General features: G+C 64.5%; 2 protein-coding genes (1 of these 2 running past the window's edge). Both read left to right on the forward strand.

Annotation, left to right across the window (positions count from 1 at the left end; genetic code table 11):
- Nucleotides 1-9,660 carry a non-ribosomal peptide synthetase gene (locus tag ACZYSM_RS19470; RefSeq protein ID WP_489073635.1) on the forward strand — a complete coding sequence of 3,220 codons (9,660 nt, stop codon included), beginning with the start codon at nucleotides 1-3 and terminating at the stop codon, nucleotides 9,658-9,660.
- Nucleotides 9,657-17,508: the 5' portion of an amino acid adenylation domain-containing protein gene (locus ACZYSM_RS19475; RefSeq protein WP_489073637.1), read on the forward strand. The gene runs 1,991 nt beyond the window's last position; only the first 7,852 of its 9,843 coding nucleotides appear in the window; it begins with the start codon at nucleotides 9,657-9,659; the stop codon falls past the right edge of the window. Before ACZYSM_RS19470 ends, ACZYSM_RS19475 begins: the two co-directional genes overlap by 4 nt.

The raw sequence follows: 17,508 nt of genomic DNA on the forward strand, positions 1-17,508 counted from the left end.
ATGAATTCGTCCCTGCAGCCACCGCAGACATTCCCCCTGACCGCCGCGCAGAAAGCGATCTGGCTGGACCAGATCAGCCAGGGTGATTCGCCGCTGTACAACATCGGCACCTACCTGGAACTTAACGGTCCGGTCAGCCCGGAGCGGATGCACCGTGCTGTCGAAGTACTGGTGGCCAAGCATGATGCCTTGCGCCTCACGCTGCTGGACGCTACCGATGCCGATGGCGTACCCCTGCAATGCATTGCGCCTACCGTGCCGATGGCGGTGCCGCTGTTTGATGTGTCTGAACAGACCGATCCTGTCGGCGCTGCTTTGGCGTTGATGGAGGAGCACATGGGCCGGGCGTTTTCCCTGACCCAGGCGCCGCTGTTCCGCTTTTTCCTGATCAAGCTGGGCGAGGCGCATTACTACTTCGCCAACCAGGCCCATCACCTGATTCTCGACGGCTGGGCCTTCGGTGAAATGCTGCAATCGCTGGGCGACATCTACAGCGACCTGGCTGAAGATCGGCAGCCCGAAATGGAGACCAGCTCCTACGTCGACTTCATCCATGACGACGCGCGCTACCGCGAGTCGGCCCGTTATGAAAAGGACCGCGAATACTGGCAGCACAAGTACCAGACGCTGCCCGAGCCCCTGTTCGCCCCGCGTCACCAGGACCAGCACGCCAACGGCAAGGCCCCTGGCCGGCATTACATCCGGCCGTTCCCGGTGGTGTTGCACGATCGCATGGGCGAACTGGCGAAAGCCTGCCAAGCTTCGACGTTTCATGTGCTGCTGGCGGCGATGTATGTCTACTTCACCCGCGTGACCCAGCGCGATGAGTGGGTGGTGGGTCTGCCGTTGCTCAACCGCTCGGCCAAGTTCAAGTCCACCCTGGGCATGTTCACCCAGGTCAGCGCCGTGCGCTTCAGCCTCGGTCGCGAGCTGACCTTCAGCGCCCTGGTCGGTGCCGTACGCGATGCGCTCAAGCAGGACTACCGCCATCAGCGTTTCCCGCTGAGCGGCATGAACCTGCGCGCCGAAGCGGGTTCACTGTTCGACCTGACGTTGTCCTACGAACAGGACGATCATCTTTACCAGTTTGCTGGGCAGCGTGGCCACACGGTCAAAGTCACCAACAACCACGAGCAGATGCCCCTGGCGTTTCACCTGCGGGCGAGCAACCACAAGGACAAGGCATGGGCGCACTACGTCTATAACGAAGCGTATTTCGACGCCGATGAAATCGAGGCCCTGGCCGAGCGCTTTACCTATGTGCTGGAGCAAGCGCTGGAGAACGCCGAGCGTGCGGTGAGTGAGTTCTCGTTGATCACCGAGACTGACCACGCGCTGATGCAGCACTGGAATGCGGGCGTGGGCACTTACCCCAGCCATGAGACGATTCATGCGCTGTTTGAGGCCCAGGCGGCTTCGCGCCCCGATGCGACGGCACTCATGTTCCAAGGTCTGCGCCTGAGCTACGGCGACCTGAACCGCCGCGCCAACCAGGTTGCGCATCGCCTGTTGAGCCTGGGCGTGCGCCCGGATGATCGCGTGGCGATCTGCGTCGAACGTGGCCTGGAGATGATCGTTGGTTTACTGGGCATCCTCAAGGCGGGTGCCGGTTATGTACCGATTGACCCGGCCTATCCGCATGAGCGCATCAGCTACATCTTGCAAGACAGCGCACCGGTGGCGGTGCTGGTGCAGCAGGCGACTCACGCCTTGGTGGCTGAGTTGTCGGTGCCGGTGATCGACCTGGATTCGGCGGGCTTGCAAGTCGAGTCAGCGCTGAACCCACATGTGCCCGGCCTCACCTCGGCGAGCCTGGCGTACGTGATCTACACCTCTGGCTCCACCGGCCAGCCCAAGGGCGTGATGATTGAGCATCGCAACGTGGCGCGCTTGTTCAGCGCCACTGAGGCTTGGTTCAATTTCAATGATCAGGACGTGTGGGCCTTGTTCCATTCGTTTGCCTTCGACTTCTCCGTATGGGAAATCTGGGGTGCGCTGATCTATGGCGGGCAGTTGCTGATAGTGCCGCAGCTCACCAGCCGTTCGCCGGACGAATGCTATGCGCTGCTATGTAGCGCCGGCGTCACCGTCCTCAACCAGACACCGAGTGCCTTCCGCTCGTTGATCGCGGCCCAGGGCCAGAGCGAGCTCAAGCACTCCCTGCGTCAGGTGATCTTCGGTGGCGAAGCCCTGGAACCGGGGATTCTCAAGCCCTGGTATGCGCGCATGGCCAACGCCGGCACGCAACTGGTGAACATGTACGGCATCACCGAAACCACCGTGCACGTGACCTATCGCGCGCTGTCCGCTGCAGACGCCTACCGGGTCGGCACCAGCCTGATTGGCGGGCGGATCCCGGACCTGCGTGTGTACATCCTCGATGCCCAGGGCCAGCCCGTCCCGCATGGCGTGGAAGGTGAATTGTATGTGGGTGGGGCAGGGGTGGCTCGCGGTTACCTGAACCGGCCTGAATTGAATGCCGAGCGTTTCCTCAACGACCCGTTCGATGGCACTGCGGGCGCGCGCATGTACCGCACCGGTGACCTTGGCCGCTGGCTGGCAGACGGCAGCATCGACTATCTGGGGCGCAATGACGACCAGGTGAAGATCCGTGGTTTCCGTATCGAACTGGGTGAGATCGAAGCGCGTCTGGCTGCCTGTGACGGCGTGCGCGAGGCCGTGGTGATTGCCCGCGAAGACGCCCCCGGTGACAAGCGACTGGTGGCCTACCTCATTGCCTGCGAGGGTGCCGAACCTTCGGCTGGCGAGTTACGCACGCAGTTGTTGGCGTCGCTGGCCGACTACATGGTGCCCAGCGCGTTCGTCGTGCTGGAGCGCTTGCCGCTGACCACCAACGGCAAGCTTGATCGCAAGGCTTTGCCGGCGCCCGATACCGAGGCCTATGCGCGGCGCGAGTACGCAGCGCCGCAGGGTGAGCTGGAAACCATCCTGGCACGCCTCTGGAGCGAACTGCTGGGTGTCGAGCGGGTAGGGCGCCACGACCAGTTCTTCGAACTGGGCGGTCATTCGCTGTTGGCGGTCAAGCTGATCGAGCGCATGCGCCAGGTCGGCCTGAACGCGGATGTGGGCGTACTATTCGGTCAGCCAACCCTGGTCGCGTTGGCCGCCGCCGCCGGCAGCCGACACCAGGTGCACGTGCCTGCCAATGCGATCCCGGCCGGTTGCACGCGGATTACCCCAGCCATGCTGCCCCTGGCGCAATTGCCACAGGAACAGATCGACCGCGTCGTCGCCGGCATCCCCGGCGGTGTCGCCAACGTACAGGACATCTACGCGCTGGTGCCGTTGCAGGAAGGCATCCTGTTCCATCACCAGACCAGCACCGAAGGCGATCCCTACCTGCTACAGGTGGTGTTGCGCATGCACAGTCGCGAGCAAGTGCAGGGCTTTGCCGACGCCCTGCAGCAGGTCATCGACCGCCACGATATCTTGCGCACCTCAATGGCTTGGCAGGGCCTGGACGAACCTGTGCAAGTGGTCTGGCGCGAAGCAAGGCTACCGGTGCAGCACGTGCAGTTCGACCCGGCACTGGGTGATGTTGCCGCGCAACTCTCCACACGCTTCGACCCGCGTCACACGCGCATGGACCTGACACGCGCACCGCTGCTGGCCCTGCATTTTGCCGAAGACCAGCCGGGCGCAGGCTGGGTGGCAGTGCTGCAGTTCCATCACCTGATCGATGACGCCACCTCACTGGCGCTGTTGGGCCAGGAAATCGAGGCGCTAGCGCAAGGTCGTGGTGATCAGCTGGCGCCATCGGTGCCGTACCGCAACTACGTGGCACAGACCCGCTTGGGCATCAGTCAGGCCGCTCACGAGGCGTTCTTCCGCGAGATGCTCGGCGATGTTGACGAGCCGAGTTTGCCGTTTGGCCTGCAGGATGTGCAGGGTGATGGCCTGGGTGTCACTCAAGCCAGCCTGCCCGTGGCGCCACTGCTCGGTCAGCGCCTGCGTGCCCAGGCCCGACGCCTGGGGGTGAGCAATGCCAGCCTGCATCACTTGGCGTGGGGCCAGGTGGTCGGGCATCTGGCCGCGCGTCGCGACGTGGTGTTCGGCACCGTGCTGATGGGCCGCCTGAGCAGTGGCGAGGACGCTGACCGTGCCTTCGGCATGTTCATCAATACCTTGCCGCTGCGGGTTGAAGCGGGCGATCAAGGCGTCGAAAACGCATTGAAGACCACCCATGCACGATTGGCCGCCTTGCTCGGCCATGAACATGCGCCGCTGTCTTTGGCCCAACGTTGCAGCGGTGTGGCAGCGCCCACACCGTTGTTCAGCGCATTGCTCAACTACCGCCATGCCGCGGTCGGTGCACAATCGGCGCAGGATGCCGGCAAGGCGCTGACCTGGGCCGGGGTGGAAATGACCGGTGGCGAAGAGCGCACCAACTTCCCGCTGATGTTGTCGGTGGACGACCTCGGTGACGCGTTTGGCCTGAGCGTGCAGGCCGTGGCCGGTGTCGATCCGCAGCGCGTCTGCGGCTACATGCACCGTGTGCTGGAAGCCATTGCCGAGGCCTTGGAGCACCAGCCGGAACAGACCCTGCAGCACCTCTCGATCCTGCCGGATGCCGAGCGCCAGGAAGTGCTCGCCCACTTCAACGCCTTCGCAGTCGACTACCCGGCCACCGCGACGGTGCACGCGCTCTTCGAAGCGCAGGCGCAGCGCCAGCCTGACGCGGTAGCCGTCACCTATGAAGGCCAATCCCTGAGCTATGGCGAGTTGAACACCCTCGCCAACCGGATTGCCCGCCGCCTGATCGCCGATGGCATTGGTGCCAATGACCGTGTGGCGATCTGCGCCGAACGCAGCGTGGAAATGGTCGCCGGCCTGCTGGGGATACTTAAGGCTGGCGCTGGCTACGTGCCCTTGGATCCGGCCTATCCGGATGAGCGCCTGGCGTACATGCTGCAAGACAGCGCGCCCAAGGCCCTGCTGACCCAGCAGCGCCTGGTGCAGCGCTTCAGCCTGTCCGCCGTGTCGATCTTGCTGCTCGATGCCGCCAACGTTGGCGACGGTTACCCTGCACACAACCCGCAAGTGAGTGATCTTGGCGCCGAAGCCCTGGCCTACGTGATCTACACCTCCGGTTCCACCGGCCAGCCCAAGGGCGTCGCCATGCCCCATGGGCCGCTGGTTAACCTGATGCACTGGCAGATTGCGCAAACCCTGGCCGATGGCCGCCCGGCCCAACGAACCTTGCAGTTCGCCGCACTGGGCTTTGACGTGGCCTTCCAGGAAATCTTCAGCACCCTGTGCGCCGGCGGTGAACTGTCGCTGATTCCGGGCGACCTGCGGCTCAATTTCCGCGAACTGTTCCGGCATATCTGCGAGCGCGGCGTGCAGCGTCTGTTCCTGCCGTGTATCGCCCTGCAAGCCTTGGCCGAAGCCGTGGCCCAGACGCCTGAGCTCTGGCGTTTGCCCTGCGCGCTGAGCGATGTGATCACCGCGGGTGAGCAACTGCGTATCAGCGAACCGATGCGTGAGCTGTTCCAACGCCTGCCTGACTGCCGCCTGCACAACCACTATGGGCCGACCGAATCCCACGTCACCACCGCCTTGACCCTGGACGGTGATGCGGCGTCCTGGCCGGTGTTGCCATCGATTGGCGTGCCTGTGGCCAACACGCGTATCTACCTGCTCGACGAATGCCTGCAGCCGGTGCCGTTGGGTGTCGCCGGTGAGATCTACATTGGCGGCGCCTGCGTGGCCCGTGGCTATTTGCATCGCGATGACCTGACCGCCGAGCGCTTCCTGGCGGATCCGTTCGTGCCTCAGGGCCGCCTGTATAAAACCGGTGACCTGGGCCGCTACCAACGCAACGGCGAGATCGATTACCTGGGCCGCAACGATGGCCAGATCAAGATCCGCGGCTTTCGCGTGGAGCTGGGCGAAATCGAAGCGCGCCTGGCTCAGCACCCGGGCATAAGCGATGCGGCGGTGCTGGTGCGCGAAGACAGCCCTGGCGACAAGCGCCTGGTGGCCTATTTCACCGCTCACGCCGAGGCGGTGCCCAGCGGTGTCGACGAACTGCGCGCGCATTTGCAAGCGCTGCTGCCCGACTACATGATCCCGGCGGCCTATGTGCAACTGGACGCGCTGCCGCTGTCGCCCAACGGCAAACTCGAGCGGCGCGCATTGCCGGTGCCGGATGTCGAGGCCTTTGCTAGCCGTGAATACGAAGCGCCGCACAATGCCATCGAAACCACCCTGGCCGAGTTGTGGAGCCAGGTGTTGGGCGTGGCCAGGGTAGGGCGCCAGGACAACTTCTTCGAAATGGGCGGTCACTCGCTGCTGGCGGTCAAGCTGATCGAGCGTATGCGTCAATTGGGCCTGAGCGCCGATGTACGCGTGCTGTTCGGCCAGCCGACTCTGGCGGCCCTGGCCGCAGCCGTGGGCGGTGGCAGTGAAGTCCAGGTGCCGGCCAACCGTATCCCGGCTGACTGCGCACACATTCGTGCCGACATGCTCAGCCTGATCGACCTCAGCCAGGAGACTCTCGACCGCATCGTCGCGCGGGTGCCGGGCGGCGCGCGCAATGTGCAGGACATCTACCCGCTGGCGCCGTTGCAGCAGGGCATTCTGTATCACCACATCACCAGCGAGCAGGGTGACCCTTACTTGTTGCAGGCCACATTCAGTCTGGAAAACCGCGCGCAACTCGACAGCTTCGCCCAGGCCCTGCAAGCAGTGATTGATCGCCATGACATCACCCGCACGGCGATCCTCTGGGACGACCTCGAACAGCCGGTGCAGGTCGTGCTGCGCCGCGCCGAACTGCCCCGCGAAGCCCTGCAGTTCGACCCCGCCGAGGGCAGTATGCTGGAGCAGTTGCACGCACGCTTCGATCCACGCCAGGTGCGCCTGGTGTTGAGCAAGGCGCCGCTGCTGCACCTGGCGTATGTGCACGATGAAGCCAACCAGCGCTGGCTGGCGATGTTGCTGTTCCACCACATCGCCATGGACCACACCGCACTGGATGTGATCAGCGAAGAAGTGCTCGCCTACCGCAGCGGTGGCTTCGCGCAATTGGACGCGGCGATGCCGTACCGCAATTACGTGGCGCAGGCGTTGTTGGGCGTCAGCCAGGCTGACCACGAACAGTTCTTCCGCGAGATGCTCAGTGACATCGATGAGCCGACCCTGCCGTTTGGCTTGCAGGAAGTGCAGGGCGATGGGCTGTCGGCCGAGGAGGCCAAGCTCCAACTGGATGCGCCGCTGTGTCGGCGCCTGCGGGCGCAGGCGCGCCATCTGGGCGTCAGTGCCGCGAGCCTGCACCACCTGGCCTGGGCACGGGTGCTGGCCAGCGTCAGTGGGCGTGATGAGGTGGTGTTCGGCACGGTGTTGCTCGGCCGCATGCAAAGTGGCGATGGTGCCGACCGCGCCCTGGGCATGTTCATCAATACCTTGCCGCTGCGAGTCAGCGTGGGTGAACAAGGCGTGCGGGCCGGGGTACGCGCCGTGCATGCCCGGCTCTCCGCGCTGCTGGGCCACGAGCATGCACCGCTGGTGGTCGCCCAGCGGTGCAGCGCCGTGCCGGCGTCGTCGCCGTTGTTCAGTTCAATCCTCAACTACCGTCACAGCCCGTTGCAGGACAGTGAAGGGCCGCAGTATTGGTCGGGTGCCCAAGTGCTGGAGGTGCGCGAGCGCACCAACTATCCGTGCATGCTGTCGGTGGACGACCAAGGCGAAGGCTTTCTGCTCAGCGTGCAGACCTCCGGCGTGGATGCCCAGCGTGTGGCGGCCTATATGCAGACCGCCTTGCAACACTTGGTGGATGCGCTGGAGATCGCGCCGCACACCGCCGTTGAGCAACTCTCGGTGCTACCGGCGGCCGAGCGTGAAACCCTGCTGGAGCACTTCAACGACACCGTCAAGAATCACCCGCTGCAGCAGACAATTCACGGCCTGTTCGAAGCCCAGGTACAACGCACACCGGACGCCGTTGCGTTGCTGGCGGATGCCCAGCGCCTGACCTACCGCGAGCTGAACGAGCGCGCCAATCGCCTGGCCCATCATCTGCGCGAGCAGGGTGTGGTGCTGGAGTCGCGTGTGGGCATCTGCGTCGAACGCAGCGCCGAGATGGTCATCGGGTTGCTGGCGATCCTCAAGGCCGGTGGCGGTTACGTACCGCTCGACCCCGCTTACCCGTTGGATCGCCTGGCCTACATGCTTGAAGACAGCGCGCCGGCCGTGGTTCTGGTCCAAGGCGCCACCCGCGCCTTGCTGGGTTACATCGACGTGCCGGTGATTGACCTGGAACACGTCATCTGGCAACACCAGTCGGCGAATAACCCGCTGATTGCCGAATTGACCCCGCAACACCAGGCCTACGTGATCTACACCTCGGGCTCCACCGGCAAGCCCAAGGGCGTCATCAACGAGCACAGCCCGGTGGTCAACCGCTTGCTGTGCATGCAGGACACCTATCGCCTGGACAGCTCGGATGCCCTGCTGCAGAAAACCCCATTCAGCTTTGACGTGTCGGTGTGGGAGTTCTTCTGGCCGCTGTTCACCGGGGCGCGCCTGGTGATGGCCCGCCCGGGCGGGCACAAGGACCCGGCGTATCTGTGCGAGGTGATCGAGGCCGAACAGATCACCACGGTGCACTTCGTGCCGTCGATGCTCGATGTATTCCTGGCCCATGGCGATGTCAGCCAGGCGGCCAGGTTGGTGCGGGTCATGTGCAGCGGCGAAGCTTTGCCGGGCCACCTGGTGCGGCGCTTCAAGGCGCAATTGCCGGGCAGTGCGTTGTTCAATCATTACGGCCCGACCGAAGCCGCAGTGGAAGTCACGGCCTGGGATTGCAACGGCGCCGTCACGCCGGACAACACCCCGATCGGCAAGCCCATAGGCAACGTGCGCATGTACGTGCTCGACGCGCACTTGCAGCCGGTGCCCTTGGGGGTCAGCGGTGAACTGTTCATTGGCGGCGTGCAGGTCGCCCGTGGCTACTTGAACCGCCCCGAGCTGAACGCCGAACGTTTCCTCAAGGACCCGCACAGCGCCGGGCGGATCTACCGCACTGGTGACGTTGCGCGTTATTTGCCTGACGGCAACATTGAGTACCTGGGCCGCAATGATGACCAAGTGAAGATCCGTGGTGTGCGCATCGAACTGGGCGAAATCCAGGCACGCCTGGGCCAATTCCCGGGCATCCAGGAGGCCACGGTGCTGGCCCGCGAGGACGTGCCGGGCGACAAACGCCTGGTGGCCTATTACACCGGCGTGCCGGCCGCCCCCGAGGCCCTGCGTGCACATTTATTGGAGCAATTGCCGGAGTTCATGGTGCCGCAGGTGTTCGTGCACCTCGACGCGCTGCCGCTGAGCCCCAACGGCAAGCTCGACCGCAAGGCCCTGCCGGCGCCGGACATGGGCGCGCTACGCACCCATGCCTACGAAGCGCCCCAGGGCGAAATCGAAACCACCCTGGCCCGGCTCTGGACGGAGTTGTTGAACGTCGAGCGCGTCGGTCGCCATGACAACTTCCTTGAACTGGGCGGGCATTCATTGCTGGCGGTCAGCCTGATCGGACGCTTACGCCAGGAAGGCATCGAAGCCAACGCCAAGGCGCTGTTCGAACACTCCACGCTGTGGGAATACGCCGCAATTACGGAAAGAATGGAGATGGTCCTGTGAGTGTTATCGAACTGTTGGCGACACTGAAAGAAAAGGACGTGCAGCTGTCCGTCAAAGGCGATCAGCTGGTGTTGCAGGGCAACAAGCTGGCCTTGAGCGAGCCGGGCGTGCTGGCTTCGCTGCGTGAACACAAGGCTGCGCTGATCGCCTTGATCAAGGCCGGCGACTACTCGGCGCAGCGAGCCGGGCAGGTCGACGTGCCGGCCAATGCCATTGCTATCGATTGCACTCATATCCGCCCGGCGATGCTGCCCCTGGTGAACCTGAGCCAGGCGAGCATCGACCATATCGTCGCCCAAGTCCCCGGCGGCGTGGCGAATGTGCAGGATATCTACCCGCTGGCGGCACTGCAGGAAGGGATCTTCTACCACCACGTGACGGCGCGCCAAGGTGACCTTTACCTGATGCGCTCACAGTTCGCGATCACCACGCGGCCACGCCTGGAGGCGTTTGCCCAGGCTTTGCAGCAGGTGATCAATCGTCACGACATCCTGCGCACCAGTATTGTCTGGGAGGGCCTGGATGAGCCGGTGCAAGTGGTCTGGCGCCAGGCGCAACTGGTGAGCGACGAGGTGGCTCTCGACCCGGCCGACGGGCCGATTACCGAGCAGTTGTACCAGCGCTTCGACGCCCGCGCCATGCACATGCACTTGGGCCAGGCGCCGCTGCTGCGCGTGGTTTTCAGCGAAGACCCGACCAACCAGCGCTGGGTGGCGATGCTGCTGTTCCATCACATCGCCATTGACCACGTGGCCATGCAAGTGGTGTACGAGGAGATCCACGCTTGTTTGTACGGCCGTGCCGAGCAACTTGGCGCGCCGGTGCCGTACCGCAACTATGTGGCCCAGGCACGCCTGGGCACGACGGTGCAAGAGCACGAAGGGTTCTTTCGCGACATGCTCGGCGACCTGGATGAACCGACCCTGCCGTTCGGCCATCAGGATGTCCAGGGCGATGCGCACGTGCACGAGCTGGCTCACGTGTTGGACGCGGACTTGAGCCGACGCCTGCGGGCCCAGGCCCGGCAACAGGTGGTCAGCGTCGCCAGCCTGCATCATTTGGCCTGGGCACAGGTGCTGGGGCGGATCAGCGGGCGCGACGACGTGGTGTTCGGCACCGTGCTGATGGGGCGCATGGGCGGCAGTGAAGGCAGTGAGCGCGGGCTTGGTCTGTTTATCAATACCTTGCCGCTGCGGCTGGATGTCGGGGCGCTGGACGTACAGGCCGCGACCAAGGCCGCCCATGCGCGCTTGACGCGCCTGCTTGGGCACGAGCACGCACCGTTGGCGCTGGCCCAGCGCTGCAGCCGCGTGGCCGCGCCCACACCGTTGTTCAGCGCCTTGATCAACTATCGCCAGAGCCTGGCGCCGACGACGAACGTGGCGCAATGGGACGGTATCGAGTTGCTCGGCGGCGAGGGGCGCAGCAACTATCCCCTGGTGCTGTCGGTGGATGACGTCGGTGAAGACTTCAACCTGACTCTGCAAGGTGTGGCCAGCATGCCGTTACCGCGCATCCTCGGCTATTTGCTCACCGCGTTGCACACGCTGGTTGACGCCTTGGAACAGGGCCATGCCACATCCATGCAGGCGTTGCCGATCGTGCCCGACGATGAGCGTGCCCGCCAGGTGACGTGTTTCAATCGCAGCGCCAGGAATTACCCGCGCGGCCAGACCATTCACGCCTTGATCGAGGCCCGCGCGCTGGCGCTGCCCCAGGCGTTGGCCGTGTGCCAGGGCGAGCAGCGACTGAGCTACCAGCACCTTAACGAGCGGGCCAACCAACTGGCCCATTACTTGATCAACCTAGGTGTCGGCCCTGACGACCGCGTCGCCATCTGTGCTCGACGCAGCGTCGACACCCTGGTGGGGTTGGTGGCGATCCTCAAGGCTGGCGCCGCCTATGTGCCAGTGGACCCGGCACACCCATTGGAACGTATTGCCTACCTGTTGCAGGACAGCGCCCCCGTGGCGGTGCTGGTGCAGTCGGCCACCGCTGCGTGCGTCGCCGGGCTTTCGGTACCGATCATCGACCTTGACGCCTCGGCCTGGCCTGCCTCCTGCGCCGACAACCCCCAGGTGCCAGGCCTGACCCCGGCGCACCTGGCGTACGTGATCTACACCTCCGGCTCCACCGGCCAACCCAAAGGCGTGATGGTCGAACACCAGACCCTGGAAAACCTGGTGAACTGGCATTGCGATGCGTTTGACCTGCACGCCGGCAGCCATACCTCCAGCGTCGCCGGCTTCGGTTTTGACGCGATGGCCTGGGAGGTGTGGCCGGCCTTGTGCGCCGGCGCGACCTTGCACCTGCCTCCTGCACATCACGCCCAGGAAGACCTTGATGCGCTGCTGCAATGGTGGCTGGACCAGCCGCTGGACGTCAGCTTCTTGCCGACCCCGGTGGCCGAGTACGCTTTCAGCCAGTCACTGGAACACCCGACCCTCAAGACCCTGCTGATCGGCGGCGATCGTCTGCGCCAGTTCAATACGCCACGGCGCTTCAAACTGATCAACAACTACGGTCCGACCGAAGCGACGGTGGTCGCGACCTCTGGGCTGATCGAAGCCGGCAAGACCCTGCACATCGGCAAACCGGTGGCCAACGCCCAGGTCTACGTGCTGGATGCGCACCAGCAACTGCTGCCCCAAGGGGTGGCCGGTGAGCTGTATGTGGCCGGTGCCGGGGTGGCACGCGGGTACCTGAATCGCGTGCAAATGACTGCCGAACGCTTCCTCAAGGACCCGTTCAGCCGCGACCCGCAGGCGCGCATGTACCGCACCGGCGACCTGGTACGCTGGTGCGAGGACGGCACCCTGGAGTACCTGGGGCGTAATGACGACCAGGTGAAAATCCGCGGTGTGCGCATTGAACTGGGTGAAATCGAAAGCCGACTGGGTGAGCAGGCCCAGATCCGCGAAGCGGTAGTATTGGCGCGCGACGGTCGGCTGGTGGCGTATTTCACTGAATACGCCACTCCACCATCACCCGTGGACATCGAAACCCTGCGCAGCGCGTTGCAGGCACAGTTGCCGGAGTACATGGTGCCGAGCGCTTATGTGCGCCTGGACAGCCTGCCGCTGACCGCTAACGGCAAGCTCGACCGCAAGGCCCTGCCGGATCCGGGTCTGGAGTCGATGCTCAATCGGGGTTATGCCGCACCTGAGGGTGAGGTGGAGACCACCCTCGCGCAGATTTGGGCGGATGTGCTCAAGGTCGAGCAAGTAGGGCGCCATGACCATTTCTTTGAGCTGGGCGGGCACTCGCTGTTGGCCGTCAACCTGGTGGAACGCATGCGCCAGGCCGGCCTCAATGCCGACGTACGCGTGCTGTTCAGCCAACCCACCCTGGCAGCGCTCGCGGCGGCAGTGGGCAGTGGCCACGAAGTGCAGGTGCCGGCCAACCTGCTGGTACCGGGCCTGCGCCACATCACCCCGGACCTGTTGCCGCTGGCGCAGCTCAGCCAGGCCAACATCGACTTGATCGTTGCCGCCGTGCCCGGTGGCGTGGCCAACGTGCAAGACATCTACCCCCTGGCACCCTTGCAGGAAGGCATTCTCTACCTGCACTTGTCGGCTGCGCACCGTGATCCCTACCTGCTCAAATCGCTATTCGTCTTCGATGACCTCGCGCGCTTGCAGGCGTTTTGCCAAGCATTGCAACAGGTCATCGAGCGCCATGACATCCTGCGTACGGCCGTACTTTGGGAGGGCCTCGAGCAGCCGATGCAGGTGGTGTTGCGTCACGCACAGCTGGCGGTTGAAGCGTTCAAGCCAACCCTTGGCGACGTGCCGGTTGTCGAGCAGCTGCGCGCGGATGTGCAGAGCCGTTATACCCGCCTCGATTTGAACCAGGCGCCGCTGATGCGCGTGGTCTACGCCGACGACTCGGCGAACGCAAAGGTCGTCGCGTTCTTTCTGTTCCACCACCTGGTGCTTGATCACACCGCCGTGGAGGTGGTGCAGCATGAGATGCAAGCCTATCTGCTCGGGCACGCCGACCGCCTGGGAGCGGCGGTGCCGTATCGCAACTACGTGGCCCAGGCGCGCCTGGGGGTCAGCGAGCAGGAACACGAGGCGTTTTTTCGCGCGATGTTGGCGGACATCGACGAGCCGACCCTGCCGTTTGGTCTGCAGACCGTCGAGGGGGACGGGGAGGGCATTGACGAAGCCAGCCTGACCCTCGACGCGACTGTGAGTCGGCGCTTGCGCACGCGCGCGCGGCAACTGGGCGTCAGCCCGGCCAGCGTGTTCCACCTGGCCTGGGCGCGGGTATTGAGCGTGGTCGCGCAGAACGACCGCGTGGTGTTCGGTACGGTGATGATGGGCCGCCTGCAAGGCGGTGACGGCGCCGACCGGGCACTGGGCATGTTTATCAACACGCTGCCGTTGCGCGTCGATATTGACGCGCAAGCGGTGCAAGCGGCGGTCAAGGCCACCCACGCCAGCCTCAGTGGCTTGCTTGGCCACGAGCATGCCTCGTTGGCCCTGGCTCAGCGCTGCAGCAGTGTCGCGCACTCCACGCCGTTATTCAGTGCCTTGCTCAACTACCGGCACAGCGCCGAGCCATCGGCGGCCGCGCTGGCTGAATACCAGCGTGCTTGGCGCGGCATTGAGGTGATTGACGTGCATGAGCGCACCAATTACCCGTTGAGTGTCAGCGTCAATGACCTGGGCGAGCAGTTCAGCCTGAGTGCATTGGCGGTGGCACAGATCGGTGCAGATAAAATCTGTGCTTACTTCAATACGGTCATCGAGCGCTTGGTCGACGCCCTGGAACACTCGCCGTTCGCGCCACTGAACGGCATTTCGATGCTGCCTGGGGCCGAGCGTGAGCAAGTGCTACAGGAGTTCAATGCCACTGCCAGGGACTACCCGCGCGCGCAGACCCTGCATGCGCGGTTCGAAGAGCATGTTGCTGCGCAGCCGCTGGCACTGGCAGCGGTGCAGGGCGAGCAGTCGTTGAACTATGCGCAGTTGAACCGGCGTGCCAACCAATTGGCCCACCATTTGCTCGGCCTTGGCGTGGCACCGGGCGAGCGCGTAGCGATCCTGCTGGAGCGCTCGCTGGACCTGCTGGTGAGCCAGTTGGCGATCAGCAAGTGCGCGGCGGTGTATGTGCCGCTGGACATCAACGCGCCGCTGGACCGTCAAGGCTTCATGGTTGCGGACAGTGGTACACAGTGGCTGCTCACGTTGGCGTCGATCGAGGTGCCCGATGGCGCCCGTCGTCTGGACCTGGACCGCCTCGATTTCACTGACACCCCCGATTGCAACCCGGCGCTGGAGCAATCGGCCGAGATGGCGGCGTACATCATGTACACCTCCGGCTCCACCGGCACGCCGAAGGGCGTATTGGTACCGCACCGGGCAATTACGCGGTTGGTGATCAACAACGGCTATGCCGATTTCAACCAACGCGACCGCGTGGCCTTTGCCTCCAACCCGGCGTTCGATGCCAGTACCCTCGACGTTTGGGCGCCCTTGCTCAATGGCGGCGCGGTGGTGGTGGTCGACCAGGACACGCTGTTGTCCCAGGCTGATTTCGCCGCGCTGTTGCAGCAGCAAGCGATCAGCGTGTTGTGGATGACCGCCGGCCTGTTCCACCAATACGCCGAAGGGCTGCTGCCGGTGTTCACGCAACTGCGTTACCTGATCGTCGGCGGCGATGTGCTCGACCCGAGTGTCATCGCCCGGGTGCTCAAGGACGGCGCACCGCAGCACCTGCTCAATGGCTATGGCCCGACCGAAGCGACTACCTTCTCGACCACCTTTGAAATCACCTCGGCCGAGGAGGGCAGCATTCCGATTGGCCGGCCAGTCGGCAACAGTCGTACCTACGTGCTGGATGCCCATCAGCTGCCGGTACCGGTTGGCGTGACCGGCGAGCTGTATATCGGTGGTCAGGGTGTCGCCCTGGGCTATCTCAACCGTGCGGACCTGACGGCGGAGAAATTCCTCGCCGACCCGTTCAGCGACGCTGGCCTGATGTACCGCACCGGCGACCTGGTGGCCTGGCGTGCCGACGGCACCTTGCAGTACCTGGGGCGTAACGACCAGCAGGTGAAAATCCGTGGTTTCCGCATTGAATTGGGCGAGATCGAGACACGCCTGGCCAGCTGCCACGGGGTCAGGGACGCAGTTGTGCTGGCCCGTGAGGACGAACCAGGGCACAAGCGCCTGGTGGCGTATTTCACTGAGCGTGACAGCGTGGACATCGTGACCCTGCGCGACGACCTGTTGGCGCAGTTGCCGGACTACATGGTGCCGAGCGCCTATGTGCGCCTGGACAGCCTGCCGCTGACCAGCAACGGCAAGGTTGACCGCAAGGCCCTGCCGGCGCCGGACCAGGACGCCTTGCTCAGCCGCGGCTACGAAGCCCCCCAGGGGGAAGTGGAAAACGTGCTGGCACGGATCTGGGCGGACCTGCTCAAGGTCGAACAGGTTGGCCGTTACGATAACTTCTTTGAACTGGGCGGCCACTCGCTGCTGTCCGTGAGCCTGATTGAACGCATGCGCCAGGCCGGCCTCGGCGCCGATGTGCGTGTACTGTTCAGCCAGCCGACCCTGACGGCGCTGGCCGCCGCGGTGGGCAGTGGGCGTGAAGTGGCCGTGCCGGCCAACCTGATCACCGCCGCGTGTGAGCGCATCACGCCAGACCTGTTGCCCCTGATCAGCCTGGACCAGGCGAGCATCGAGCATATCGTCGCCCAGGTTCCGGGCGGCGTGGCCAATGTGCAGGATCTCTATGCCCTGGCGCCGTTACAGGAAGGCATTCTCTATCACCACATCACGGCCGAGCAGGGCGACCCCTACCTGCTGCAGTCGCAAATGGCCTTCGACAGCCTCGAGCGTTTGCAGCGTTTTGCCCACGCCCTGCAAGCCGTGATCGAGCGCCACGACATCCTGCGTACCGGGATGGTCTGGGAGGGCTTGAGCACCCCGGCACAGGTAGTGTGGCGCAAAGCCGAGCTACCGGTGCAGGAGCTGACTCTCGACCCGGCCGACGGCGATATCCTGACCCAATTGCATGCGCGGTTTGACGCTCGGCACTACCGCCTTGACGTCAGCCAGGCACCCTTGATGCGCCTGGCCTATGCCCGCGACGAGCGCAATGACCGCACCGTGGCGGTGCTGTTGTTCCACCACATGGTCCTGGACCACACCGCACTGGAGGTGGTCAGCTGGGAGATGGCCGCCAGCCTGTTGGGCGCCACCGAGCCACTCCCGGCGCCGGTGCCTTACCGCAACTACGTAGCCCAGACGCGCCTGGGTGGGGTTGAGCAGGAGCATGAACGCTTTTTCAGCGAGATGCTCGGCGACATAGACGAGCCGACGCTGCCGTTCGGCCTCAAGGACGTGCAGAGCGACGGCAACACGGTGGCTGAAGTTACCCAGACCTTACCGGTGGACGTCAGCCGGCGTCTGCGCACAGCGGCGCGCGCCCTTGGGGTCAGCGTTGCCAGCCTGTTCCACTTGGCCTATGCCCAGGTGCTGGGCGCAGTCTCGGGCAGGCAGGACGTGGTGTTCGGCACGGTCCTGGTCGGGCGCCTGCAGGGCGGCGAAGGGGCTGATCGCGCGCTGGGGATGTTCATCAACACCTTGCCGCTGCGCGTCGACCTCGGCCAGCACAGCGCACGGACCGGCGTGCGCGCCACCCACGCACGCCTGTCGGCGCTGCTGGGCCACGAGCATGCCTCGTTATCCCTGGCCCAGCGCTGCAGTGGCGTGGCCGCGCCGGCGCCGTTGTTCAGCGCGATGCTCAACTATCGGCACAGCGCCAGCGATGGCGTGATGCATCAGACCCGTGACGCCTGGGTGGGCATCGAAACCCTGGCCAGCGAGGAAC

Source organism: Pseudomonas sp. F220 (assembly GCF_057813935.1).